Genomic DNA, 23,161 nt, shown 5'->3' on the forward strand with positions numbered 1-23,161 from the left:
CCTTCATCCTCAGCGCTCGCTACAGAAAGCTCACTCATGGGATTCAAGAACGGACAGTTTCCACCTGTCGACCTCGAAACCTTCCTCGACCGGCCTCTGCTGGAACGAGTGAAAACCCTTGCACTGCATTGGGTCGACTACGGCTTCGGCTCGCCGAAGGTCATCCCCACCACCTACGTCGTCAAGCTCCTGGTGCTCTACATCGGGATCGGCCTGACTCTGGCGACACTGACTTCCGGCGTCGGGATGCCGTGGGACGTCGGCTCGTGGTGGGACGACATGATCGTCTACCAGAAGTTGGTCTACTGGACGATGCTGCTCGAAACCGTCGGACTCGCGGGGTCGTGGGGACCGATCGCCGGCAAGTTCAAGCCGATGACAGGCGGAATCCTGTTCTGGGCGAAACCGGGGACCGTTCGGATGCCTCCGTGGCCGGGCAAGGTGCCGTTCACCTCGGGTGACACCAGGACGCCGCTGGACGTCGTGCTGTATCTCGCGCTCCTGGTGAGTCTGTTCGTACCCGTCATCGCGCCCGGAACACCGCCTGGTGCATTTGCCTCGATCCTGCCCGAGGGCATCGGCAACCTCGTCGATCCACGCTGGGCGATCGCGCCGGTCTTGCTCACCATCGTTGTGGGCCTTCGTGACAAGACGATCTTCATCGCTGCCCGCGCCGAGCAGTACGGTCCTGCGATAGTCCTGTTCGGTCTCGTGGGAATCCTCGGTGACAACGCCATCGTCGACCTCGTCGTCGGACTGAAACTGCTCATCTTCTCGGTGTGGGTCGGGGCCGGCATCTCGAAATTCGGTGCACATTTCGCCAACGTCGTTCCGCCCATGGTCTCGAACAGCCCCTGCATTCCCACGCGCTGGGCCAGGCGCAAGCACTACCGGAATTTCCCGGACGACATTCGCCCCTCGGCAACGGCCAAATTGATCGCGCACGTATCGGGCACCACCGTCGAGATCGCAGTACCGGTCGTGTTGCTGCTCACCACCAACACGACCGTCGCACTCGTCGGAGCACTTCTCATGGTGGCATTCCACCTGTTCATCATTTCGACGTTCCCGCTGGCGGTCCCACTGGAGTGGAATCTGTTGTTCGGCTACGCAGCGGTGTTCCTCTTCGTCGGACACCCTGCAGGACAGGGATTCTCGATCTTCGACGCCTCCCCGTGGTTCGTGGCGACAGCGCTGGTGTGCTTGTTCTTCTTCCCGGTTCTGGGCAACCTCCGACCGGACCTCGTGGCCTTCACGCCCTCGATGCGCCAGTACGCGGGCAACTGGGCCTCCGGTCTGTGGGCGTTCGCACCGGGTGCCGAGGACAAGCTCGATCAGATCGTGCGCCCCACCCGCAATCAGGTACGACAGCTCGAAGCCATGGGTTACCCGCCTGCCGTCGCCGAGATCACGATGCAACAGACCATCGCATGGCGCTCGATGCACAGTCAGGGTCGCGGATTGTTCTCGCTTCTGATCCGCAACGTTCCCGACATCGATCGATGGACGGTGCGTGAAGGCGAATTCGCCTGCAACTCGATCCTCGGCTTCAACTTCGGCGACGGCCACCTGCACGACGCCTCCCTCATCGCAGCGATTCAGCGACGCTGCAACTTCGAGCCGGGCGAGTTCGTGGTGGCCTGGGTCGAATCGCAGCCCATCCATCGAAAGACGCAGTCCTACAAACTCATCGATGCCGCCCTCGGCGTGATCGAAACCGGTACGTGGAACGTCGACGACGCGGTGTCCGCCCAGCCGTGGCTACCCGACGGCCCCATCCCCATGTCGGTGACGTGGCGGCGACGCGCAGACTCGACAACCGCTCGACACTCGGCACCGGAGACGTCGTCAGCGGCGGCCGGTGCTGGAGAATCGACATCATGACACGATCCGCGACGATAGTGGGCAGCGGCCCGAACGGGCTTGCCGCTGCGCTTGCTCTGGCGCGCGACGGCATACACGTCACCGTGCTGGAGGCGGAGAGCGAGATCGGCGGCGGCACCCGTAGCCACCGGCCTTTCACCACCGTCGATCTGCTCGTCGATCACTGTGCCGGTTTCCATCCGATGGCGGTGGGTTCACCTGCCCTCGCCGGTCTCGAGCAACACGGACTGACGTGGCGGTGGCCCGAGATCGATTGCGCCCATCCGCTTCTCGACGATGCGGCAGCGCTGCTCCATCGATCGATGAACGAGACTGCTGTGGGCCTGGGCGCGGACGGCAAACGATGGAAGGCACTGTTCGGGCAACCGTCGTCGTCGTACGACAGACTGTCCGCAGACCTACTCGGACCGGTCGTGCACCTGCCCCGACATCCACTGCTGCTGGCGAGATTCGGTGCGCCGACTGCTCTGCCCGCTGCGGTGTTGTCTCGGGTGTTCGCCACGCCGCAGGCGCGGGCACTGTTCGTCGGAGCAGCGGCACACGCGATGCGTCCGTTGACCGAAGTGTTCTCCTCCGCCATCGGGGTGGGAATCCTGACCGCGGGACACCACAACGGATGGCCGGTGGCGGAGGGCGGAACCGCGGCGATCTCACGGGCGATGCACTCCGCGCTCATCGAACTGGGAGCAACCGTGCAGACCTCGACGCGGGTTGCCACGCGAGCCGATCTGCCGTCGTCGGACATCACGATCTTCGACACGACGCCGGCCGTGGTGGCCGACGTACTCGGCCAGGATCTGACGACGCGTACACGTCGCTCCTACAACAGGTTTCGGCACGGCCCGGCTGCGTTCAAGGTCGACCTCGCGGTGCGCGGTGGAGTCCCGTGGACCGACCCCCGGGTCGCGCAGGCCGGCACTGTGCACGTGGGAGGTAGCGCCGAGGACACCATCGCAGCCGAGGCGGCCGTTGCTGCAGGACGAATGCCCGATCGGCCGTTCGTCCTCGTCGGGCAGCAGTTCGTCGCAGATCCTCAGCGCGCGGACGGAGACGTCGTACCGTTGTACGCATACGCCCATGTTCCCGCCGGCCTCGACCACGATGTCACCGACGTCGTGATCGACCGCATCGAACAGTTCGCACCGGGCCTGCGTTCGCGAATTGTGGAGACAGTCAGCACGTCTCCGCAGAGCTTCGCCGAAGGAAACGCGAATTTCGTCGGCGGCGACATTCTGTGCGGTACGTCGTCACCGACACAATTGCTCCTCGGACCACGGCCCGGCCGAGACCCGTACCGCACGGGAACGCCGGGGTTCTATCTGTGTTCGGCGGCAACTCCCCCCGGACCCGGTGCACACGGCATGGCGGGACTGAATGCAGCGCGACGAGCTCTGGATGACCTGCTGAAGCGCTGAAACAGCTACACAGCAATACCTTTCGTCTTCTCTGTCGTCAGCGAGAAGGCACCACCTCTGCTTTCCCACGGAAGGACCGAACACAATGCCAATCGACGAATCTCTCCACGGCAAGGTCGCACTCGTCACCGGTGCCGGGGCAGGCCTCGGTGCCGCCACAGCGCGGCGACTGGCCTCCGACGGCGCACAGGTGGTCGTCTCCGACATCGATCTCGACGCCGCTCGCCAGGTGGCGTCGTCGATCGACGGTGCGATCGCTGTCGCGACAGACGTCACCGACGAGGATGAGGTTCGATCTCTCGTCGAGCAGACCGTCGAACACTTCGGCAACCTGCACATAGCAATTCCCAACGCCGGTGTCGGCGAAGTCAGAGCGATCGCACAGATGTCGTACGCCGATTGGCGGCGTACCACCGCAGTCAACCTGGACGGCGTGTTCCTGACCATCCGCTACGCCGCACCCGCGATCGCAGCATCCGGCGGCGGCTCCATCGTCACCATCAGCTCGATCACCGCGACGGCAGGTTCGGCGCTGCTCGCGCCCTACGCCGCCAGCAAGGCCGCGGTGAGAAATCTGACCGAAACCGCCGCAACGGAGTTCAGAACGCAGGGTGTTCGAGTCAACGCGGTGCTGCCGGGGTTCATCGACACCGCCCTGGTCACCAAGGCAGCCCCCGAATTCGAGGCAGCTCTGGGGCTACCGGCAGGAGGGTTCGACACCCTCATCGCCGACAAACAAGGGCGCTACGGCACACCGGAGGAAGTAGCAGCAGCTGTCGCGTTCTTCGCATCGCAACAGTCGTCCTGGTGCACGGGGAGCAGCCTCGTCCTGGACGGCGGACTGGTCGGCTCACTGCTCTGAACGCCTGACGGGAGTTCGAGGACGAAACACATCGGCAGAGGCTTGCCGATGTGTTTCGTTCACTCAGGTGGGACGTCCTCTGTCGCCTCTGCGGACGTTGTCGATACCTCGCCCTGCGCGAGAATTGCGATACGCCGACAGTCTCAGGTTGCGGAGCCACTCCGGCTGGGGGCGCACCGACGCAGGACTGTTCAGCACCGGATCGAACGCGTCGATCTCTTCGGACGGTTGCAGAATTGTCGTCGAGTGAACGACGGCCAGTGGCTCGAACGCAGCTGTACCACAAGCATGTTCGAGAACCAGGCTCACACCGTGGTCGTCGATCGCTTGTCGAACGTCCGCGACGCTCATCCCGTTCATCTGCGGGCGGGTCAGCCGTGCACGCAACCACCACATCCTGCCCTGGTACTTCACCGGCATCAGAGACGACAGATGCGCGTCGTTCCACGACGTCGACGGCCACGGCACCATACGTCCTACCACTCCGGTCGCCGAGCCGGCGAGCAACAGATCCCACGGGGTGGCCCCGACCTCGAGCGGTGGGACCCGGATCGCTACCCCGGCGACATCGGGGAGGCCTGCGGGAATACCGATCCCCTTCGAGATTCGCACGGTCACCTCGCAGGAACGCAACGGAATTCCGTAACGGTCCGGCAACAGCCGTTCGAGGGAGCCACTGAAACTCACCCCGTCCGGATGAAAAGCCCGGGCGTCCCGCACGGCCGAGAGGCCGCGAAAAGGCAGACCCAGCAAGTGCGTCGATACAGTGCGGAGTTCGGAGAATCTGCTGTCGTCAGCGCGCTGCGCATCTCGACTGCGTCGCGCGAGATCGAGGACGGACATGGAATTCACCCCCTGCTGTGTCGGTTCTCGCTACGGGGTGAATGCAGGTAACTCATGCGCCCAACTTCGCAGCGATGTCATCGACGACCGGGGCGAAGTCTTCCAACGCCGCGCGGGAGAAGCCGCCGGCGTCCTGCAGACGCTCCGTCAACGCTGCTCGGGTCACAACAACAACAGCGACGTCGTCCTGCGACTCGTCGCCGGACTTTTCCGGGACATCGAGCACGAGTTCGCCCTCCACCAGAACGAGTCGTGCATCGGGGGTGCTGTCGTACAGAGCTTGCAGTCGATCGGCGGTGTCGTTCACGGTCGGTCCTTTCGGGTGACGAAGTCGGTGGCTTTACCTCGACATCGAGATATCCGGTCCGGATCGAATCAAACGACCGAGTGCCGATTGAGCACGTTCCGCGCGGGTAGAGCTGCAGTATGACCAGTGAAAACAGTCCACAGAATTCGACGGACCCATACGACCCCGGCCAAAATCCGGATGCGGACCCGGCCAACCTCACGCAGAACGCCGGCACGCAACCGGATCAGGCGGAAGGCGAGGAAGAGGACGACGCGCAATGAACGCCGTCGGAGCCGAAGAGCGAGGAGGGCGCATCCGTGGTGAACAGTAACTACGAACGGTGGAGAACCGGCTCCACTCCACAGGCCTACACCGGTTCTCCGGTGGAGGCGGTCCGCGTCGATGGAACCAACGCCGACGACGTCGTGACCTGGCTCGAGACCAAGGGGCTCGACGCGGCCAACTGCGGTGGCGCGGTCGGGATCGGGCACGTGATCGCCGACGTGGGTAGCTGGATGGTCGTCACTGCGTCGAATCACGTGATGACATTGGACGACGCTACGTTCAGCGAGATGTACGAGCACACCCCGCCGCCTCTGATCGGCGGGTGACTTTTCGCGCCATCGAACCTGAACACGCCTCAGCCCCCGGTACGACCGCGATATGGCTCAAACGACCAGCATTCCAACGCGAATCGGCGTTGGGCCCAGGTGTGGAAACCGCTCACGCGGGTAACCGATAGCCAAGGAGCCGTTCACGCGGCCGCCAAAACCTCTGTTATATCGCGCGTTTCGCGATCGGAGCAGCGCACACAACCGAAGGATCCTCAGATGTCCAACAGAAATACCCTCATCCGTTCGCTACACGATCTCGGTGCCGCTGCCTGGTTCGGCGGCTCGCTCATGGGTGCCGTGGGCGTCAACGGTGCTGCCACTGCGGTGCAGGATCCGCGAGACCGCGCACAGGTTGCCGCGGCAGGGTGGGCGAAATGGGCTCCGGTCAACGCCGCGGCCATCGGTGCACATCTCATCGGCGGCGCAGGCATACTCATGGCCAACCGCGGTCGTGCTCGTCATCAACAGGGTGTCACCGCCAACACCAACTTCAAGATCGCCGTTACCGGGGCCGCCCTCGCCGCCACCGCGTACAGCGGTGTCCTCGGCGCGAAAACGACCAAGGCTCAGGGTCATTCGATCGATTCGGCAACCGAGCCGTCAGCAGGTACCCCACGCGAGGCCGCCGCAGCACAGAAGCAATTGAAGTACCTCCAGTGGGCATTGCCGGTCCTGACCGGAACCCTCGTGGTGCTGGGTGCTCAGCAGGGTGAGCAGCAGAGGCCGACCGAGATCTTGTCGGGAATCGCAGGAAAGCTGGTCGCCCGCGCGTAGAAACACGCGCATGTGCCCCACCCCGTCGCAGACATTGCGGCGGGGTCGGACATGTTGGGGCAGTTCCGACACCGGCGTGCAAGGTACGTCGACTAAGGGGGCCTAGGAATTCCAGCGAAGACCGGGCGTCATCGCAATGTCGGTCACTTCTCGGACCGTCAACACAGGGTCGGCGGATACATCGACGATGCTGCCGTCGGTCCCGTATACCTCTACGCGACTGCCTCTTTCGGATGATCTCAGATCGACGACTGTGCCGTCACTCAGTGTCCGACGCTCATCGACGTAGCCGGCCAAACATGGACCGGCAGATTGGTCGGATGTCGACAGCCTCACGTTCAGGTCACCCACGGCTCCGCCCAGCGAGATACGCCCATACGCAGAGGCGCTGGAGTCGAATGTCAGCGGCGGGAACATGGCATCGGGTTCTACCGTGGTCCCGGCGGGAAGGGCTCGCGCCAAAGCGGCCGACTTGGCTGCTGCGTCGAACCCCGCCGGGGCGGAATCCGGTCCGACGATGGCGTAGTTGATTCTCTGCATGTCCTCGGGCTGGACGACCTCCGCACAGCCGGGTATCGACACGGCGTCGGGTTGCGGATCGTGGAGAAGACCGGCGACTACGACGCCTGCTGCCACGGTGCCGACGATCACCGAGACTGTCGTCCACACCGACTTCGGGTCACCTGGGCTGGCCATCCTGCCAGTGTCCACCGCCGGCGACGACCCCCATCGCCCGGGTCACGCTGCGTTGCAGGCTTTACCGCCGGGACCGTTCGGCAAACCCCGACCCCACTGCTCCGACCGCGAACACCGCTGCGGTCAGCACGATGTTCGGCCACAGACCGAAGCGGGGGTCCAGTGCCCACTCCCGCGGCACGAGATTCTCGACGTTGTAGAGGTTGGACACCAGACTCGCAGCAACGGCGACAACACCGATTGCCACCAGCAACCGCGACCGCAGGCCGACACCCCACACCAGGACCGCGATCGATATCGCCAGTAAGGGCAACAATCCTCGAATCGTCATGTTACCCACGTAGAACATCATTCCGTTCTGCACGAAAACTGCTGTTGCACTAAACAATCCGAGACTCGCAACGAGCCACAGCCGAACATGCAAGGCGACGCCCGATCGACGTTCGCTCCACACGCAGTAGACCGCGACGGCCCCGATGCACACCGGCAGAGCGCACAGCCAGTACACACCGGCTGCTGGTTCTCCGAGGTGCGCACCGCCGAACCACGCCGGACCCGACACCGACTCACCGCTGACGACCGGTTGCCGAACGTAGAACGGCAACGCACCGACGAAGAGCACCGAGATGAACAACAGCGGGATGAACAACGGCGAAGCCTGAGCATCCGACTCGCTCACAGTCGCCGTTCTGCCTGAACTAAAACTCACGTGCCCTCCTCGGCGAGACAATCACACCTTACGTTCGGTTTGTTTCCATTGGGTGCACTTTCGACCGATCTGTACGCCGTCTACCAGGCCGCACATTGAGTGCCACAAATCTCAAACTGAGACGGATGAGACGTAGATCACGGTGTTCAATCATGTGCACATCTTCCCGAGAAGGTCGACAACCCCTGCCGACCTCGCATCCAGGAGGCGCACATTGAGTAGGCAAAGCCTTACCAAGGCACACGCGAAGATTTCGGAGCTGACGTGGGAACCCACGTTCGCTACCCCTGCTACTCGCTTCGGCACGGACTACACGTTCGAGAAAGCACCCAAGAAGGACCCACTCAAGCAGATCATGCGGTCCTACTTCCCCATGGAGGAGGAGAAGGACAACCGCGTGTACGGCGCGATGGACGGTGCCATTCGCGGCAACATGTTCCGCCAGGTCCAGCAACGCTGGCTCGAGTGGCAGAAGTTGTTCCTCTCGATCATCCCGTTCCCCGAGATTTCGGCGGCACGTGCGATGCCGATGGCGATCGACGCCGTGCCGAACCCCGAGATCCACAACGGCCTTGCCGTTCAGATGATCGACGAGGTGCGTCACTCGACGATTCAGATGAATCTCAAGAAGCTCTACATGAACAACTACATCGACCCGGCCGGCTTCGATATGACCGAGAAGGCGTTCGCGAACAACTACGCGGGCACAATCGGCAGGCAGTTCGGCGAGGGCTTCATCACCGGTGATGCCATCACGGCGGCAAATATCTATCTGACGGTGGTGGCGGAGACGGCGTTCACCAACACCTTGTTCGTGGCCATGCCGGACGAGGCCGCCGCCAACGGCGACTACCTGTTGCCGACGGTGTTCCACTCGGTGCAGTCCGACGAATCACGGCACATCTCGAACGGGTACTCGATTCTGCTCATGGCCCTCGCTGACGAGCGGAATCGTCCTCTCCTGGAACGCGATCTGCGTTACGCCTGGTGGAACAACCACTGCGTCGTCGACGCGGCCATCGGCACGTTCATCGAGTACGGCACCAAGGATCGACGCAAGGACCGCGAAAGCTACGCCGAGATGTGGCAGCGGTGGATCTACGACGACTACTACCGCAGCTACCTGATCCCGCTCGAGAAATACGGCCTGACAATCCCCCACGACTTGGTCGAAGAAGCGTGGAACCGGATCACGAACAAGGGCTACGTGCACGAGGTTGCGCGATTCTTCGCCACCGGTTGGCCGGTCAACTACTGGCGCATCGACACCATGACCGACACGGACTTCGAGTGGTTCGAGCACAAGTACCCCGGCTGGTACAGCAAGTACGGCAAATGGTGGGAGGAGTACAACCGGCTCGCGTACCCGGGGATCAACAAGCCGATCGCATTCGAGGACGTCGGCTACCAGTACCCGCACCGCTGCTGGACGTGCATGGTGCCGGCCCTCATCCGCGAGGACATGGTGGTCGAGAAGGTCGACAACCAGTGGCGCACTTACTGTTCGGAGACGTGCTACTGGACCGACGCAGTTGCCTTCCGCGGCGAGTACGAGGGCAAGGAGACGCCGAACATGGGTCGTCTCACCGGCTTCCGTGAATGGGAGACACTGCACCACGGCAAGGATCTCGCCGACATCGTCTCCGATCTCGGCTACGTCCGCGACGACGGCAAGACGCTCGTCGGTCAGCCACATCTCGATCTGGATCCGAAGAAGATGTGGACACTCGACGATGTCCGCGGGAACACCTTCCAGAGCCCGAACGTGTTGCTGAACCAGATGACCGAATCGGAGCGGAACGCACACATCGCCGCGTACCGAGCCGGCGCGACCATGCCTGCCTGATCACAGACTCGGTGGGCAGCGGCCGATCACGGGCGCTGCCCACCGCATCCAGCACGATCACTATCTTTCGATTCAGGAGACCCCCTCGTGGCCGACACACACCGAATCACGTTCGACCCGGTCGACATCGAGATGGAAGTCCGAGAGGACGAACACATTCTCGACGCGGCCTTCCGACAAGGAATCCACCTGATGCACGGCTGTCGCGAAGGACGTTGCTCGGCGTGCAAGTCGTTCGTTCTCGACGGAGACATTCAGATGGAGGGCCACTCCACTTTCGCGTGCAACGAGGCAGAACAGGACGAGGGTTTCGTACTACTCTGTCGCACAAAGGCTTACAGTGATTGCACCATCGAGCTGCTCAATTTCGACGAAGACGAACTACTCGGTGGAATTCCAATTCAGAACGTCACCACCCGCGTAGTCTCGGTCGAGTCGGTCACCGCCGACATCGTGGCCCTACGCCTCGAACCGATCGAGCCCGAGGTGTTCGAGTTCAAACCCGGCCAATACGCCGATCTGCAGATCCCCGGCACCGACGAGTTCAGATCCTTCTCCATGGCGTCGACACCGTCGACGCCGAACCAGGTCGAGTTCCTCATCAAGAAATATCCGGGCGGCGTATTCGCGGCCTTGCTGGACGACGGAATTTCGGTCGGCGACAGCATTTCTCTGACCGGCCCGTACGGCTCCTCCACCCTCAAGGACGGTCACGTCCTGCCGGTGGTCTGCATCGGCGGTGGTGCCGGCATGGCACCCGTCCTGTCGCTGGTCCGGCACATGAGCGAGTCCGGCAACACCCGTCCCGTGCACTTCTACTATGGCGCGAGAACCCCGGCCGACTTGTTCTACGTCGACGAGATCATCTCCCTCGGTGCAGGTTTGGCCGACTTCACCTTCGTGGCGTGCGTATCCGACGCAGCGGGAGTCGCATCCTCGGGATCCTTGTCGATCGAAGAGGGAAACGTCACCGACGTCGTACGTCGCCTCGAGCCCGGCATCGCCAAAGCCGAGGTCTACCTGTGCGGACCTCCCCCGATGGTCGACGCTGCGTTGGATCTCCTCGACGTGTGCGGAACGCCGACGGACCAGATCTTCTTCGACAAGTTCACCAGCCCTGCCTTCGACTAGTTCACCGCCGAGACCGGGCACGCGCACCACGAACACCAGCCCCTACCTCAACCGAGAGGCCAGACATGACTGCCACCACAGACTCGACTGCCACGACGGAGCCGAAGCAACGCAGCTTCCCCACAATCGAATTCACCGACTCCGAGGCCGGAGCCAAGGAGTTCCCCAGTTCGAGAAGCCGTACGTACAGCTACTACACACCGGCCAAACGTCGGGCCACGATGTACGAGGACGTGACCGTCGACGTTCAGCCGGACCCGGATCGGCACCTCACGCAAGGGTGGATCTACGGCTTCGGCGACGGCCCGGGCGGTTACCCACAGGAGTGGACGGTCGCGAAATCCTCGAACTGGCACCAATTTCTGGATCCCAACGAAGAATGGGACCAGACGATCTTCCGCAACAACTCCGCGGTCGTGCATCAAGTCGAGCTGTGTCTGAGCAACGCCAAGCGGGCCCGTGCCTACGCCGGCTGGAACACCCCGTGGCTGAAGTTCATCGAGCGGAACGTCGGGGCGTGGATGCACGCGGAAAATGGACTGGCACTGCATGTGTTCACGTCCATTCAGCGTTCGGGGCCGACGAACATGATCAACACGGCCGTTGCGGTGAACGCCGCCCACAAGATGCGGTTCGCACAGGACCTCGCATTGTTCAATCTCGATCTGTCCGAGGCCGATGTCTCCTTCGACGGTTCGGCCCACATGGAGGTGTGGAAGAGCGCACCCGAGTGGCAACCGACACGTGAGGTCGTGGAACAGCTGACGGCTGTACCGGATTGGTGCGAATTGCTCTTCGCAACCAACATCGTCTTCGAGCAGCTCGTCGGCTCCCTGTTCCGCACCGAACTGGTGATGCAGATTTCCGCCCGCAACGGCGACTACATCACCCCGACCATCGTCGGTACCGGCGAGCACGACTACGACCGCGACCTCAACTACACCCGGACGCTGTTCCAACTGCTCACACACGATCCAGAACACGGCGAAGCCAATCGCGCACTGTTCGGCGAATGGATGGCGCTGTGGGTACCGAGATGTCTGGCCGCCGCGCGCGCCCTGCAACCCATCTGGTCGCAGCCCGCGGACAAGGCTGTGACGTTCGCGACCAGCTTGGACGCGGCGATCGCCAAATTCACCGTTCTGCTCGAATCACTCGGCCTCGACATCCCGCAGGAGTTGGCACTATGACCATGCATTTCGGATCGGACACGGAGTTCTCCAACAAGTGCGGCGTGACGCTGATGAACACGCCGGTCGGACGTGTGGTTGCCGAGGTGATGGGTGACAAGGACGGCGTCGAGCTCACCGAGTATCCCTCGATGATCCGCGTCGACGGCACCAAACTCCTCTCGTTCGACTACGACGAGCTGACCGATGCACTCGGCCAGGAATTCGACGGGTCGGTCTTCGAGGAGATCAGCTCGACGCATTACGGCCGCATGGTACACCTCGACGACAAGACGATGCTCTTCGCCAGCCCCGAGGACGCCGCCAAGTACATCGGGTTCGATCTCGCCGAACGGCCCTGACCTCGCTTCGGCCGATCGAGCGCCGGCCATCGATGCGCAGCCCCGAACCGACACGAGTGGGAGATTCGAAGATGTACGAAACCGACGTCGACCAACACGAGACTGCCTGTCTCGAAGCATATTTCGCGGTTCTGGATCGTTCGATCGCTGAGCATCTGGCTCGCACCGGAGAAGGTACCGATGGTGTTCGTTCCCTGACACTCCGCGATATCAGGGGCGAAAGACACACCACAGAATTGTTGCGACGGCGGAGCGCACTCGGGCTGAGCATCTGTCCCAACAGTCGCGTCTTCGTGGACGAGAGCGGCAAACCCATGATGCCGGACGAACGAAGAGGGCCTCGACATTCGTCCGGATAGTCCACGCTCTCGACCCCGTGAACCGAATCGACCGCACATCACACCACTCGAAGGGAATACGTCATGGCCAAAGAACTGCGGTTCAACACCGAGGCGCGCGCTTTACTGGAGCAAGGCGTCAACGCACTCGCCGACGCAGTCAAGGTGACTCTGGGCCCGAAGGGCCGCAACGCCGTGCTCGAGAAGCTCACGGGCCCACCGACTATCACCAACGACGGCGTCACCATCGCGAAAGAGATTCAGCTCAGCAACCCGTTTGCGAACATGGGTGCGCAGCTGGTCAAAGAGGTGGCGATGAAGACGAACGGAGTGGTCGGCGACGGAACCACCACTGCCACCGTGCTCGCCCAAGCGATGGTGCGGGAGGGGCTGCGAGCAGTGGACGCCGGTGCCAACCCGATGCGTCTGCGCCGAGGCATCGAGACCGCCGTCTCGGCCGTCGTCGATTCCTTGCGCGCTCAAGCCGTCGAGGTGGTCGGCAATGCAGACCTCGAGCGCATCGCGACACTGGCGGCCAGCGACGACGACGCCATCGGCCAGTGCGTGGCCAAAGCCGTGGAGTACGTGGGTAAGTCGGGCATCGTCACCACCGAGGAAAGCGATACTCTCGGGATGTCGGTCGACGTGGTCGACGGCATCGAGTTCGATCACGGGTTCATCTCCGGCTACATGATCACCGACCACGAGCGTGCAGAAGCCGTCCACGAAAATCCGGTCATTCTGTTGACCAACAAAAAGATCAACCAGGTCCAGGACATCATGCCGAGCATCGAAGCTGCGAAGCGCGCAGATCGTCCCCTGGTGGTCATCGCCGAGGACGTCGATGGACCGGCGATGCAGCTGTTGGTCGGTGGAAACATGCACAACACGATGCAGTCCGTCGTGGTGCGAGCACCGGGCTTCGGACATCGCCGCGTCGCAGAACTCCAGGACCTCGCCGTGTCGCTCGGGGGTCAGGTCATCGCCAAGGACACCGGCCTCGAATTGTTCGAGGTCTCGCTCGACCAACTGGGCTCGTGCGACCGCATCACCGTCACCGAGCACTCGACCACCATTGTCGGTGGCCGGGGCGATCCCAAGCTGCTCGACGCGCGCGTGGCTCAGCTCGAGTCGCAATTCGAGCGCTCCAAGATCGACGGTGACCGGGACAGCCTCGAGCAGAGGATCGCACGACTGACCGGCCGGGTGGCCGTGGTCAAGGTAGGCGGGGCCACCAGTGTCGAGCTCAAGGAACGCATGCTGCGTGTCGAGGACGCCCTGGCGGCGTCTCGAGCAGCTCTGGAATCCGGGATCGTCTCCGGCGGGGGTACCGCGTTGGCGCAGTCCCATCGCGCCCTCGGCGAGTTGGAGCTGACCGGAGACCAGGCGATCGGTGCCGAAGTGGTCCGCAAAGCGCTCACCGAACCGCTTCGATGGATCGCCATCAACGCCGGCTACGAAGGCGACGACGTCGTGGAGATCGTGTCCGGACTGCCACTGGGCCATGGCTTCAATGCGCTCACCGGCGAATACGGAGACATGTTCGACGACGGAGTGATCGATCCCTTCAAAGTGACGCGTGCGGCGCTCGAAAGTGCAGCTTCCATTGCAGCGCTGCTGATCACCACCGAAACCGCAGTGGTGGAAGAGGTATTCGGCAACCCGGGCGCGATCATGGCCCCCGGATTCGGCGATCTCGCCGAAGGAATGGTCCGCCCCTCGAACATCTACTGAAACCCAACGAGTTTCGCGCTACTCGGGGGTCGGCATCGCAGTGAGGACGCCGATCCCCGAGCCGCACCAAGGAGACAACCACGATGTCCTCATCGAAGCCGCGACGCGAGCTGACCGATCACGACCTTCGAGTCGTGCTGCGAGTTCTGACCGGCATTCATATCGGCCCCGAGGTGCCTGCCGCAGCCGAGTGCCAAAAACCGCAGACGCCACGCTTTTCGACGGGTAGACTCGATCCCCGCAGAACACCTACGCCGAATCATTCACGCGCAGGCGGTAATTGAGTTTCCTCGATTGTTGTGGGTAGGTGGCGGCTTTGGCAAGACAGGGCGCACGCGATCTCTCGAGAGCGCGTGACAAGTTCTTCGTAGAGAACGAGTTCGACGACGCGGTCCGAGACCAGATCTCGTTCTCGTGGGAACGATCGCGCGCACTGAACATCCAACCCGACATTCTGCACCTGCCCTTCGTTCGCGAACCCGACTTGGACAGTCCACTCGTCGTCGCCGCAGCGCCCGTACTTCGCCAGCTCGCAACAGGTTTGGTGGACGAGCCGATTTCGGTGATCCTCACCTCGGCCGACGGTGTGGTGTTGGACCGCGTGGCCGGTAGCAAGCCACTGCTGGACAATTTGGACAACGTCAATCTCGCACCGGGCTTCAGCTACTCGGAAGAATATGCCGGAACCAACGGCATCGGCACAGCGCTCGAGACTCGCCAACCGACTCTGGTCTACGGAGCCGAACACTACGTCGAGAGCTTGGGCGGGTTGGTGTGCGCCGGCGTCCCCATCGTTCATCCCATATCCGGACTCGTCGTCGGCGTTCTCGACGTGACCGGGTGGATCGACGACGGAGCTCCACTCCTGGTGACACTTGCGCAATCGGCGACGGCACAGATCGAAGGTCGACTGCTGTCCCAATCGAGTCAGGAGCAGACCGCTCTGCTCAACACCTATCTCAAAGCGTGCCGGCGATCCCAACAGGTCGGAGTTCTGGCACTCGGCGACGACATCGTCCTGCTCAATCGCAAGCTACGCAATGCCCTCACCCCGCAAGACCAAGCCGCCTTGCTCGAGCACGCAGTCGATCTGAGCGTCCACACCGACAACAGCAAGTATCTGCTGACCCTGCCCGGTGGGCAGACCGTCAGGTTGTCGCCGTTCCACGACGACGCCCTTGCACCTCGACACGGTGTGGCGGTGTACCACGCCTACCTCAACGACACAGCCGGTCCGGCGGCGATAGCCATCGAGGGCATCAGGTCGCTGCCCGGCATCGTGGGAGACAGCGCATCGTGGAGGCGCGCGACCCGAGACGTGTCGCAGTGCGTTCGCAGGCACGAATGGGCCGTGGTGGCAGGCGAATCCGGCTCTGGCCGATTCGCGGTCCTCAAAGCTGCGGCGCAACAGCATATTTCCAGTCGCACACACTTCGTCACCGCAGCCGAACTCGCCGACGGGGACGCAGGGATGCGGGCGCTCGAAACCGAGATCGAACAGGACGAATTCAGCGTCATCATTCGCGACCTCGACCTGGTTCCGAACTCTGTCCAGCAAGAGATCGCGAGCCTGATTCAAGGGCGCGAACACGCCGGATGGATGGGAGCCACCATCGGAACCGGTACGCAGAGCGCCGGAAGCGAGGCACTGATACTTCCCTTCTTCGGCCACACCGTGCACGTACCCGCCCTTCGACACCGCATCGAAGACCTCCACAAATTGATTCCCTACCTACTGCGCCAAGTCAGTCGCGGTCAGGAGCTGTCACTGTCGGCGGCTGCGGTCCGTCAGCTGACCAAATACAGTTGGCCCGGCAATGTCGGACAGCTCCGCGACGTGCTCCAGGAGGTCGTGCAGAGTCAACGTTCAGGGGTCGTCGAGGCAGACAAGCTGCCACCGTCCGTCCGGGCGGTGAGCCGCAGAACCCTCACCCCGATAGAGGCAATGAACCGAGACGCAATAGTCCGCAGCCTCGAGGAAAACGGAGGCAACAAGCAGGCCGCCGCGGATGCCCTCGGAATGTCACGGGCCACGATCTACCGAAAAATCCGAGAATTCGGGATCGAGTTCTAGACAGACCAGATGCCGAGCCGGCCGCAGCTCGGATACTCGACGAAAATGCCCCGAACCGCATCGCTGCAGTTCGGGGCATTTTCTTCTGTGCGCCCGAAGGGATTCGAACCCCTAACCTCTTGATCCGTAGTCAAGTGCTCTATCCGTTGAGCTACGGGCGCATGTTCAGTTGTGTCGGTTCCGAAGAACCGACGTGCCGATCCTTGCGGATCAGCGTGGCGGAGGCGAGAGGATTTGAACCTCCGGACCCGGTGAAGGGTCAAGTCATTAGCAGTGACTCCCATTCGGCCGCTCTGGCACGCCTCCTAGGCTGCCGGCCCTCTCGGACCGCCGAGGAAAGAGATTACACACGGCTGAGGCCAGAAGGCAAAACGGCTGGTCGACGCCCCAGGTTCGCGCGGCGTTCGCGTAAAAGATGCTTGTTGCTCGTCAACGCATGAAGCTGTCGAACCAGTCGAAGATGCGCGTCTGCGCATCGACGAGAGCAGCCTCGGCGGGGTCGGTGTCGTCGCTGCTGCCCGGCTGTTCCCGAGGATGATCGGCGCGATGCTCAACACCGGAGTAGCTGACGACGTTCGTGGCCACTGAGGCGCGCGTGGCGGCATCGCGAAGGGCTTCGATGTGTTCGGGTGGGGTGTGGGGGTCGTTCTCGCCGTAGAGGCCGAGCCACGGCGCCTGCAGCTTGGGCGCGGCGTCGACCAATGCGATGGCGTCCGAATTGAGCGGCTCCACGATCCCTGCTGCGGCGACACTGACCGCCGCTCCGACCGGACGGCTGGTGGCCACGATCAACGCGGCCGTTCCGGCATCGTCGAATCCGATGACGCCGATGCAATCGGAATACACCCCGCGCTGGACGAGCCAGTCGGAGGTGGCGTCGAAATCGGCGAAGAGGTCGTCGCCGAACACTTCCTTGTCGTCGCCGTGCCCCCGATGGAACAGGTCCGGCGCTACCGCCAGCCACCCTTCCAACGCGAGGGCGCGAAGGAGATCTTTCAGCGACTCGGGAATCTCCCTGGCCTCGTGCAACACGACGATCCCGCCGCGCGGGGACCCATCGGGCTCGACGGCCGTCAGCGGCACTTTCTCCTGCGAGACGGGTTTCGATGCGGCCGTATCCACCTCGTCGTCCGCGCCGACTGTGGGCGCGGGGGCGGACCGAAGGACTGCGAAGTCGCTGAAAGTTCCCGACATACTGTACGAAGATAGGACGATCGCGGCCGTCCTGCACAGCTTTGACGCGGACAGGCAGAAGTCGACTACCGACAGGGTCGGCGCATAATGACTGACGTGACCGTGCACATCCGCCCCGACCTCGACGCCATCCCCGCTTACGTACCCGGCCGCAGCTTTCCCGGTGCGATCAAGCTGGCGAGTAACGAAACGACACAAGGCCCTCTGCCGAGTGTCCGTGAGGCGATCGCGGAAGCGGCCGGCGGCGTCAATCGCTACCCCGACATCCGCGCGACGGCGCTCGTCGAGTCGTTGGCGAAGAAGCTCGGAGTGACTCCGGAGAACGTGGCCGCCGGGAACGGCTCGGTCGCGTTGTGCCAGGAGGTCGTCCAGATCACCTGTGGCCCCGGTGACGAGGTGATCTTCGCGTGGCGCTCGTTCGAGGCCTATCCGATCATCGTCCGGGTGACGGGAGCGACGCCCGTTCAGGTGCCGCTGACCTCGGACCACGTGCACGATCTCGACGCCATGCTCGACGCCATCACCGAGCGCACCCGGCTGATCTTCGTCTGCAACCCGAACAACCCGAGCGGAACCGTCGTTCAGCGCGACAAGCTCGTGGCCTTTCTCGACGCGGTGCCGCCCAACGTCCTCGTCGTCCTCGACGAGGCCTACTTCGAGTACACCCGGCCCGACGCGGCAGGCAATCACACCGACGGGGTGGAGATCGCTCGCGGTCGGCGCAACGTGATCGTGCTGCGGACGTTCTCGAAGGCGTACGGCCTCGCGGGTCTGCGAGTGGGCTACGCGGTGGCCGATCCCGAGGTGATCACGGCACTGTCGAAGGTTCGAATTGCGTTCGCCGTCAGCACCATTGCTCAGCAGGCGGCTCTGGCGTCGCTCGAAGCATCGGCCGAGCTACTGGCTCGGACCGATGCACTGATCGCCGAACGTGATCGAGTGCGCGACGCCCTGGTCTCGGGTGGCTACGACGTGGGCGTATCCCAGTCCAATTTCATCTGGCTGCCGCTGGGCGAGCGTTCGGGTGAATTCGCCTCGGGCGCAGCCGAACAGGGCGTGCTGTTGCGTTCCTACGGAAACGACGGAGTGCGGGTCACCATCGGCGACCCGCACGAGAACGACGCGTTTCTGAAGTTCGCTCTACAGTCCTAGCGCGCGCTCGAGCGTCGGCCAGGATTCCCGGAGATCGTCCTGCCAGTACGGCCACTGATGAATGCCGTACGGGCGGTAGGTGAAGGTGGCCGGTATGTCGATCGAGCGCAGGCGTGTGTCGAAGAGCGTGGTGCAGTACAGCGCTGCAGCTTCGAGCGGTCCGCCCATCGCAGCCTCCTGCACACCACCGCCGCCGGGGCCCAGCTCGTACGGGCCGGGTAGGCCGGTGCCGACGGACACGTAGACGTCCTTGCCGCGCAATGCTTCTGCGTTGCGTGACGGATCGTGTTCGATCCACTTCGCGTCGGCGTTCTCGCCCCACATGTTGGTGGCGTTGCCGCCGTTGGTGGCGACCGTGGCGCGCACAGCGTCCTTGAGGTTGTTCTGCGAGTTGTCGTAGCACCCGCTCAAACCGGCTACTCCGGTGTAGAGATCGGGGTGGCGCGTGATGAGATCCATCGCGGCCTGGGCACCCATCGACACACCGCCGATGGCATTGGTGCCGTTACCGGAGAACCGCGCGTCGATCAGCGGCGGCAACTCCGCCGTCAAGAACGTCTCCCACTTGTTGACGCCCAGGACGGGGTCGGGAACATTCCAGTCGGTGTAGTAGCTACTCGATCCACCGACCGGCAACACCACATTGACCTGCTTGTCGGCGAAGAAATCGACGATGTCGGTCTTCTGCGTCCAGGTGCTTTCCTTGTAATCGGATTCCTTGCCGGCACTGACGCCGTCGAGCATGTAGAGCGTCGGGCGAGACACCGCCTGCGCGGCCGGAAGAAGAACCTGCACCTGGATCGCCCGACCCATGGCCGGCGAATCGACCCACACGGCCGCACGACGCGGAGTCAACATGTCGACTCGGTCGATACGAGCCGCTGCCGTCGGCAACGACTGCGCCTGTATGCCAGGTGCCGCCCCGCCACCATCGGCACTGCCGGTACCCGGAAGCGGCTGCGCTCCGGCGATACCCGACGACAGCAAGGACACAGCCAGCGCAGCCCCCGCTACTGCCAACACACGACGGTGCATCTGATCTGCCATCCTCCCCAGGCGCACCCTCGCGGGCGCAACACAAACAACATCCGTTCCACAACGTACCCACCGCGACGCAGACACGCCGAGGGCTGTGGGTCCGCTCACAGTAGCCGCGAAATCCCGGGTACAAAAGTCTGCGTAATCCTTTGTTACATGTACCGAAGAAATAACGGTCTACCTGGTCGGATGCTGCCACCGGGAGGTGCTTCGGAAGGCACTCAATGTGACATTCGGTGGACTTTTCGGGGGTCGATGTCACATCGAGTGGACTTCTGACGGAGCAGGCTCAACCGCGGCCGGTTTCGCCCTGCAACTTGTCGATCATTTCCGACGCCTGCGCCTTGTTCAGGTCGTCGGGAACTTCCTCCCCTGCCTCCTGCGCGAGGGTGCTCAGGTAGCTCTTCTGCGGACCGGTCATCGGCTCGTCGCCGGTGACCCAGTCGTCGGGATCCTTCTCGGGGTTTTGGTTGACCTGCTCGTTTTCGCTCATACGTTCGTAAATACGCCCTCGTGACGGTTTCCAAACGCGTCGATCCTGCGCATGTCGGTGCCGCCCTGCTCAGTACGGCTGTCGGTCGCGCGAATGACTTCGTTGACAGTTCAAGGATCCGACGAGGAAGCTCCATCGCACCCCCTCGAATTGGAGCAACATGAAGACGAAGAATCTGCTGGTCAGAATCGGCATCGGAAGCGCGATCGCTGCGGCAGCCATGGTCACCACCCCCGCCCTCGCTTCGGCGGATCCGATCACCGATTTCCTGTGCGGTGCCGGCTCGGCGCAGTTCTGCATCCTTCCGCCGCCGCCTGCTTTCGCTCCCCCGCCCGCACCTCAGGGTGCGCCCGCTCCCGCACCTCGGCCCAACGGTGGGTTCCAGTACCAGAACTGCGACGCCGCCCGCGACGCCGGAGCTGCACCGGTCTATCGCGACGAGTACGGCTACGGCCCCCACCTCGACCGCGACAACGACGGCATCGGCTGCGAGTAGCGAGTTCGCACTTGTGTAAGTGAATCGCTGTCGATTGTCTGCACAAGTGCGATCTCGGCGGACGGATACGCTCGGTCGGTGAGACGACGCCAGCAACCGCCCCTGGCGAAGCGCTACGGCCTCGACCCCGCACGCGTCCGAATGCCCGAGGACGGCTCATGGCCCACCGTCCGCGAGTTCTTGACGGCGACCGAGCAACGCATCTCGCCGCGGCGCATCGACGAGATGCTCGCTGCGGGTGAGGTCGTCGACATGGGCGGCCCTCTATCCGCTGATGCGCCGTACGTCCCCGGTGAGGCTCTCTGGTTCCACCGCGACCTGCCGACGGAAACCGTTGTGCCCTTCGATATCTCGATCGTGCACCGGGACGATGCCGTACTGGTGATCGACAAGCCGCACTTCCTACCGACGATTCCGCGCGGCGGCCACATCCTGCAGACCGCGTTGGTGCGACTACGTCTCGAACTCGATCTGCCGCAACTGGTGCCCGCTCATCGACTCGACCGCGTCACCGCGGGCCTGGTGCTGTTCGTCGTCGATCCGACCCTGCGCGGGGCGTATCAGACGTTGTTCCAGGATCGGAAGGTACACAAGGAATACGAGGCCATCGCGGCCTACGAACCGTCCCTCGCCCTGCCTACCGAGGTACGCAGTCGAATCGTCTCGGACAAGGGCCAGTTCACTGCACGCGAAGTGACCGGAGAACCCAACGCGCACACCGTCGTCGAACTCTTGAACCACCGCGAGGGCATCGGACGGTATCGACTGACACCGTCGACGGGACGAACCCATCAGCTGCGTCTGCACATGAATTCGTTGGGCATCCCCATCCTGGGTGACGATCTCTACCCGACGGCAACCGGCCGAGCCGTCGACGATTTCACAGCTCCACTCCAATTACTGGCCAGTGCAATCGAATTCATCGACCCGATCTCGAAAGCTGTGCGACGCTTCGAGACTCAGCGAAGCCTGGAGCGTTGGGTGCAGAACTGAAGTCCATGACTCTCGGCTCCGATCACTACTCAGAATTCTGGTCACGCTCGGACTTCACGAGTTCCTTCGTGCGCACCAAGCGCAGCGCCGTGACCAACACGACGCCGCCGATGATGTTGAACAGCACTGTGTAGCCGAACCATTCGATCCACTCGCGATAGCTCACGTCCGCTCCTGCGTGGATGGCCCCGAAGATCAGCAGGGAATCCAGGACCGAGTGGAACAACTGCAATCCGGCCAACAGAAAACCCGCCGCCATGGCGGCGATGATCCGCGCCACGTCGGATTCGGTTCCTTGCTGCATGCGGGTCAGCAGTGTCATCGTGCTGCCACCGAGAACAGCGAGGCAGATCGACTGAAGATCCAAGGGTGCGTAGACGAAATGATGTGCCGACTCGGACAACACTTCGAGCCATTGCGGAAACGCGTGCGCGATCAACCACATCACGAACCAACCGCCGAGCAAGTTTGCGAGCAGCGTCCCGACCCACAACTTCGCGAGCTGTGCAGGCGTGCCGTTGCGGGCCACAATCGCGGCGATCGGCATCAGGAAATCCTCGGTGAACAGCTCACCGTGCGCGAGATAGATGGCCACGAGGCCGATTCCGAACGCCAGGCCTGCCAGCAGGTGACTGCCGGTCTCGTCCAGCACCGCCAGGTACGCCATCACCCCCAGAGCGACCTCGAGTCCGCCGAAGAGCCCGGTGATCAGAACGGTGCGTACGGTGCGATGCAATCGCTCGCCACCTTCGGTGACGACAGCGTCGAAACTCTCCTCGAGCTCCTCTTCCAGAGGTCCCTCGTTGTCGCCGTCGTTGCGCCGCGCTTCTTCGCTCATTGGCAGGTAGTACCCACTGAACCGGTATTGATGCCAGCCGAGAATTCGCTGCTTCGCAAACGAACAAACCCGGTCCACCCTCGCGGGCGGACCGGGCTCGATCAATCGACATATGGCGGAAGCGGAGGGATTTGAACCCCCGGACGCTTTTACACGTCTCTCGCTTTCAAGGCGAGTGCATTGGGCCGCTCTGCCACGCTTCCGTGTGCGATCTTAA

At 63.0% G+C, this 23,161-nt stretch carries 23 protein-coding genes and 3 tRNA genes; 15 read left to right on the forward strand and 11 right to left on the reverse strand.

What is annotated here, in order from left to right:
- Positions 1 to 36 precede the first annotated feature (36 nt).
- From K414_RS0103870 to K414_RS0103880, 3 genes are all read left to right on the forward strand, one after another.
- The gene (locus K414_RS0103870) at positions 37 to 1,884 is read left to right on the forward strand and encodes a DUF3556 domain-containing protein (protein WP_027494748.1); all 1,848 of its coding nucleotides are present in this window, start codon (positions 37 to 39) and stop codon (positions 1,882 to 1,884) included.
- A complete protein-coding gene (locus K414_RS0103875) occupies positions 1,881 to 3,299 on the forward strand; it encodes an NAD(P)/FAD-dependent oxidoreductase (RefSeq protein WP_027494749.1) in 1,419 nt (472 codons plus the stop codon). The genes K414_RS0103870 and K414_RS0103875 overlap by 4 nt, the downstream gene beginning before the upstream one ends.
- Positions 3,300 to 3,384: 85 nt before the next feature.
- Complete coding sequence (locus K414_RS0103880; protein WP_152530355.1) at positions 3,385 to 4,161, forward strand: glucose 1-dehydrogenase; 777 nt, start codon at positions 3,385 to 3,387, stop codon at positions 4,159 to 4,161.
- 63 nt (positions 4,162 to 4,224) lie between these two features.
- On the opposite strand, the gene K414_RS25980 is transcribed toward K414_RS0103880, so the two are convergent.
- Together K414_RS25980 and K414_RS0103890 are read right to left on the reverse strand one after the other, a co-directional pair.
- Positions 4,225 to 5,004: a hypothetical protein gene (locus tag K414_RS25980; protein ID WP_051364923.1), complete on the reverse strand. Its 780-nt coding sequence runs from the start codon at positions 5,002 to 5,004 to the stop codon at positions 4,225 to 4,227.
- Positions 5,005 to 5,056: 52 nt separating this feature from the next.
- Positions 5,057 to 5,311, reverse strand: coding sequence for a hypothetical protein (locus K414_RS0103890; RefSeq protein ID WP_027494751.1), 255 nt, complete (start codon positions 5,309 to 5,311; stop codon positions 5,057 to 5,059).
- 119 nt (positions 5,312 to 5,430) lie between these two features.
- On the opposite strand from K414_RS0103890, the gene K414_RS29260 reads away from it, so the two are divergent.
- The 3 genes from K414_RS29260 to K414_RS0103900 all read left to right on the forward strand — a co-directional run bounded on the left by K414_RS29260 (position 5,431) and on the right by K414_RS0103900 (position 6,681).
- A complete protein-coding gene (locus K414_RS29260) occupies positions 5,431 to 5,574 on the forward strand; it encodes a hypothetical protein (protein WP_202595043.1) in 144 nt (47 codons plus the stop codon).
- A 36-nt stretch (positions 5,575 to 5,610) separates the two neighbouring features.
- The gene (locus tag K414_RS0103895; RefSeq protein ID WP_027494752.1) at positions 5,611 to 5,904 is read left to right on the forward strand and encodes a hypothetical protein; all 294 of its coding nucleotides are present in this window, start codon (positions 5,611 to 5,613) and stop codon (positions 5,902 to 5,904) included.
- 219 nt (positions 5,905 to 6,123) lie between these two features.
- Positions 6,124 to 6,681 carry a hypothetical protein gene (locus K414_RS0103900; RefSeq protein WP_027494753.1) on the forward strand — a complete coding sequence of 186 codons (558 nt, stop codon included), beginning with the start codon at positions 6,124 to 6,126 and terminating at the stop codon, positions 6,679 to 6,681.
- Positions 6,682 to 6,783: 102 nt separating this feature from the next.
- Here K414_RS0103900 and K414_RS0103905 read toward each other — a convergent pair whose 3' ends face one another.
- Together K414_RS0103905 and K414_RS0103910 are read right to left on the reverse strand one after the other, a co-directional pair.
- Entirely contained in the window at positions 6,784 to 7,377 is a 594-nt protein-coding gene (locus K414_RS0103905) for a hypothetical protein (RefSeq protein WP_051364924.1), read from the reverse strand.
- 61 nt (positions 7,378 to 7,438) lie between these two features.
- Positions 7,439 to 8,056: a hypothetical protein gene (locus K414_RS0103910; RefSeq protein ID WP_027494755.1), complete on the reverse strand. Its 618-nt coding sequence runs from the start codon at positions 8,054 to 8,056 to the stop codon at positions 7,439 to 7,441.
- A 244-nt stretch (positions 8,057 to 8,300) separates the two neighbouring features.
- On the opposite strand from K414_RS0103910, the gene K414_RS0103915 reads away from it, so the two are divergent.
- From K414_RS0103915 to K414_RS0103950, 6 genes are all read left to right on the forward strand, one after another.
- The gene (locus tag K414_RS0103915; RefSeq protein ID WP_027494756.1) at positions 8,301 to 9,932 is read left to right on the forward strand and encodes a methane monooxygenase; all 1,632 of its coding nucleotides are present in this window, start codon (positions 8,301 to 8,303) and stop codon (positions 9,930 to 9,932) included.
- Positions 9,933 to 10,019: 87 nt separating this feature from the next.
- Complete coding sequence (locus tag K414_RS0103920) at positions 10,020 to 11,063, forward strand: FAD-binding oxidoreductase (protein ID WP_027494757.1); 1,044 nt, start codon at positions 10,020 to 10,022, stop codon at positions 11,061 to 11,063.
- 65 nt (positions 11,064 to 11,128) lie between these two features.
- A complete protein-coding gene (locus tag K414_RS0103925; protein ID WP_027494758.1) occupies positions 11,129 to 12,253 on the forward strand; it encodes an aromatic/alkene monooxygenase hydroxylase subunit beta in 1,125 nt (374 codons plus the stop codon).
- Entirely contained in the window at positions 12,250 to 12,594 is a 345-nt protein-coding gene (locus K414_RS0103930; RefSeq protein WP_027494759.1) for an MmoB/DmpM family protein, read from the forward strand. Before K414_RS0103925 ends, K414_RS0103930 begins: the two co-directional genes overlap by 4 nt.
- Before the next feature lie 422 nt (positions 12,595 to 13,016).
- Complete coding sequence (groL, locus tag K414_RS0103940) at positions 13,017 to 14,666, forward strand: chaperonin GroEL (protein ID WP_027494761.1); 1,650 nt, start codon at positions 13,017 to 13,019, stop codon at positions 14,664 to 14,666.
- Positions 14,667 to 14,982: 316 nt separating this feature from the next.
- Positions 14,983 to 16,740 carry a helix-turn-helix domain-containing protein gene (locus tag K414_RS0103950; RefSeq protein ID WP_027494762.1) on the forward strand — a complete coding sequence of 586 codons (1,758 nt, stop codon included), beginning with the start codon at positions 14,983 to 14,985 and terminating at the stop codon, positions 16,738 to 16,740.
- A gap of 88 nt (positions 16,741 to 16,828) precedes the next feature.
- Here K414_RS0103950 and K414_RS0103955 read toward each other — a convergent pair.
- From K414_RS0103955 to K414_RS0103965, 3 genes are all read right to left on the reverse strand, one after another.
- Positions 16,829 to 16,901, reverse strand: a tRNA-Arg gene (locus K414_RS0103955).
- A gap of 55 nt (positions 16,902 to 16,956) precedes the next feature.
- Positions 16,957 to 17,046: transfer RNA gene (locus K414_RS0103960), tRNA-Ser, on the reverse strand.
- A gap of 123 nt (positions 17,047 to 17,169) precedes the next feature.
- Positions 17,170 to 17,934 (reverse strand): dienelactone hydrolase family protein, encoded by a 765-nt coding sequence (locus K414_RS0103965; protein WP_027494763.1) that lies wholly within the window; start codon positions 17,932 to 17,934, stop codon positions 17,170 to 17,172.
- A gap of 96 nt (positions 17,935 to 18,030) precedes the next feature.
- Between K414_RS0103965 and hisC the strand changes: the two genes are divergently transcribed.
- The gene (hisC, locus tag K414_RS0103970; protein ID WP_027494764.1) at positions 18,031 to 19,086 is read left to right on the forward strand and encodes a histidinol-phosphate transaminase; all 1,056 of its coding nucleotides are present in this window, start codon (positions 18,031 to 18,033) and stop codon (positions 19,084 to 19,086) included.
- Here hisC and K414_RS0103975 read toward each other — a convergent pair.
- Together K414_RS0103975 and K414_RS0103980 are read right to left on the reverse strand one after the other, a co-directional pair.
- Positions 19,075 to 20,121: an alpha/beta hydrolase family protein gene (locus K414_RS0103975; RefSeq protein WP_027494765.1), complete on the reverse strand. Its 1,047-nt coding sequence runs from the start codon at positions 20,119 to 20,121 to the stop codon at positions 19,075 to 19,077. The genes hisC and K414_RS0103975 overlap by 12 nt on opposite strands.
- A 292-nt stretch (positions 20,122 to 20,413) precedes the next feature.
- Positions 20,414 to 20,617: a DUF3072 domain-containing protein gene (locus K414_RS0103980; RefSeq protein ID WP_027494766.1), complete on the reverse strand. Its 204-nt coding sequence runs from the start codon at positions 20,615 to 20,617 to the stop codon at positions 20,414 to 20,416.
- Between the two features lie 160 nt (positions 20,618 to 20,777).
- Here K414_RS0103980 and K414_RS0103985 point away from each other — a divergent pair, with 160 nt between their 5' ends.
- Both K414_RS0103985 and K414_RS0103990 read left to right on the forward strand, forming a co-directional pair.
- On the forward strand, positions 20,778 to 21,113 hold the full coding sequence (locus tag K414_RS0103985) for an excalibur calcium-binding domain-containing protein (protein WP_027494767.1): 336 nt from the start codon (positions 20,778 to 20,780) through the stop codon (positions 21,111 to 21,113).
- Positions 21,114 to 21,191: 78 nt separating this feature from the next.
- Complete coding sequence (locus K414_RS0103990; protein ID WP_237606123.1) at positions 21,192 to 22,106, forward strand: pseudouridine synthase; 915 nt, start codon at positions 21,192 to 21,194, stop codon at positions 22,104 to 22,106.
- Positions 22,107 to 22,131: 25 nt separating this feature from the next.
- Here the strand turns inward: K414_RS0103990 and K414_RS0103995 are convergent, their stop codons facing one another.
- Both K414_RS0103995 and K414_RS0104000 read right to left on the reverse strand, forming a co-directional pair.
- Complete coding sequence (locus K414_RS0103995; protein WP_027494769.1) at positions 22,132 to 22,944, reverse strand: formate/nitrite transporter family protein; 813 nt, start codon at positions 22,942 to 22,944, stop codon at positions 22,132 to 22,134.
- 113 nt (positions 22,945 to 23,057) lie between these two features.
- Positions 23,058 to 23,147, reverse strand: a tRNA-Ser gene (locus tag K414_RS0104000).
- Positions 23,148 to 23,161: the final 14 nt, after the last annotated feature.

It is taken from the genome of Rhodococcus sp. JG-3, assembly GCF_000482405.1.
Taxonomy (GTDB): Bacteria; Actinomycetota; Actinomycetes; order Mycobacteriales; family Mycobacteriaceae; genus Rhodococcoides; species Rhodococcoides fascians.

Coding starts and splice junctions, on each gene's coding strand:
- K414_RS0103870 (WP_027494748.1), top strand. CDS start 37: ATGGGATTCAAGAACGGACAGTTTCCACCTGTCGACCTCGAAACCTTC.
- K414_RS0103875 (WP_027494749.1), top strand. CDS start 1,881: ATGACACGATCCGCGACGATAGTGGGCAGCGGCCCGAACGGGCTTGCC.
- K414_RS0103880 (WP_152530355.1), top strand. CDS start 3,385: ATGCCAATCGACGAATCTCTCCACGGCAAGGTCGCACTCGTCACCGGT.
- K414_RS25980 (WP_051364923.1), bottom strand. CDS start 5,004: ATGTCCGTCCTCGATCTCGCGCGACGCAGTCGAGATGCGCAGCGCGCT.
- K414_RS29260 (WP_202595043.1), top strand. CDS start 5,431: ATGACCAGTGAAAACAGTCCACAGAATTCGACGGACCCATACGACCCC.
- K414_RS0103900 (WP_027494753.1), top strand. CDS start 6,124: ATGTCCAACAGAAATACCCTCATCCGTTCGCTACACGATCTCGGTGCC.
- K414_RS0103905 (WP_051364924.1), bottom strand. CDS start 7,377: ATGGCCAGCCCAGGTGACCCGAAGTCGGTGTGGACGACAGTCTCGGTG.
- K414_RS0103925 (WP_027494758.1), top strand. CDS start 11,129: ATGACTGCCACCACAGACTCGACTGCCACGACGGAGCCGAAGCAACGC.
- K414_RS0103930 (WP_027494759.1), top strand. CDS start 12,250: ATGACCATGCATTTCGGATCGGACACGGAGTTCTCCAACAAGTGCGGC.
- groL (WP_027494761.1), top strand. CDS start 13,017: ATGGCCAAAGAACTGCGGTTCAACACCGAGGCGCGCGCTTTACTGGAG.
- K414_RS0103965 (WP_027494763.1), bottom strand. CDS start 17,934: ATGTCGGGAACTTTCAGCGACTTCGCAGTCCTTCGGTCCGCCCCCGCG.
- K414_RS0103975 (WP_027494765.1), bottom strand. CDS start 20,121: ATGCACCGTCGTGTGTTGGCAGTAGCGGGGGCTGCGCTGGCTGTGTCC.
- K414_RS0103980 (WP_027494766.1), bottom strand. CDS start 20,617: ATGAGCGAAAACGAGCAGGTCAACCAAAACCCCGAGAAGGATCCCGAC.
- K414_RS0103985 (WP_027494767.1), top strand. CDS start 20,778: ATGAAGACGAAGAATCTGCTGGTCAGAATCGGCATCGGAAGCGCGATC.
- K414_RS0103995 (WP_027494769.1), bottom strand. CDS start 22,944: ATGAGCGAAGAAGCGCGGCGCAACGACGGCGACAACGAGGGACCTCTG.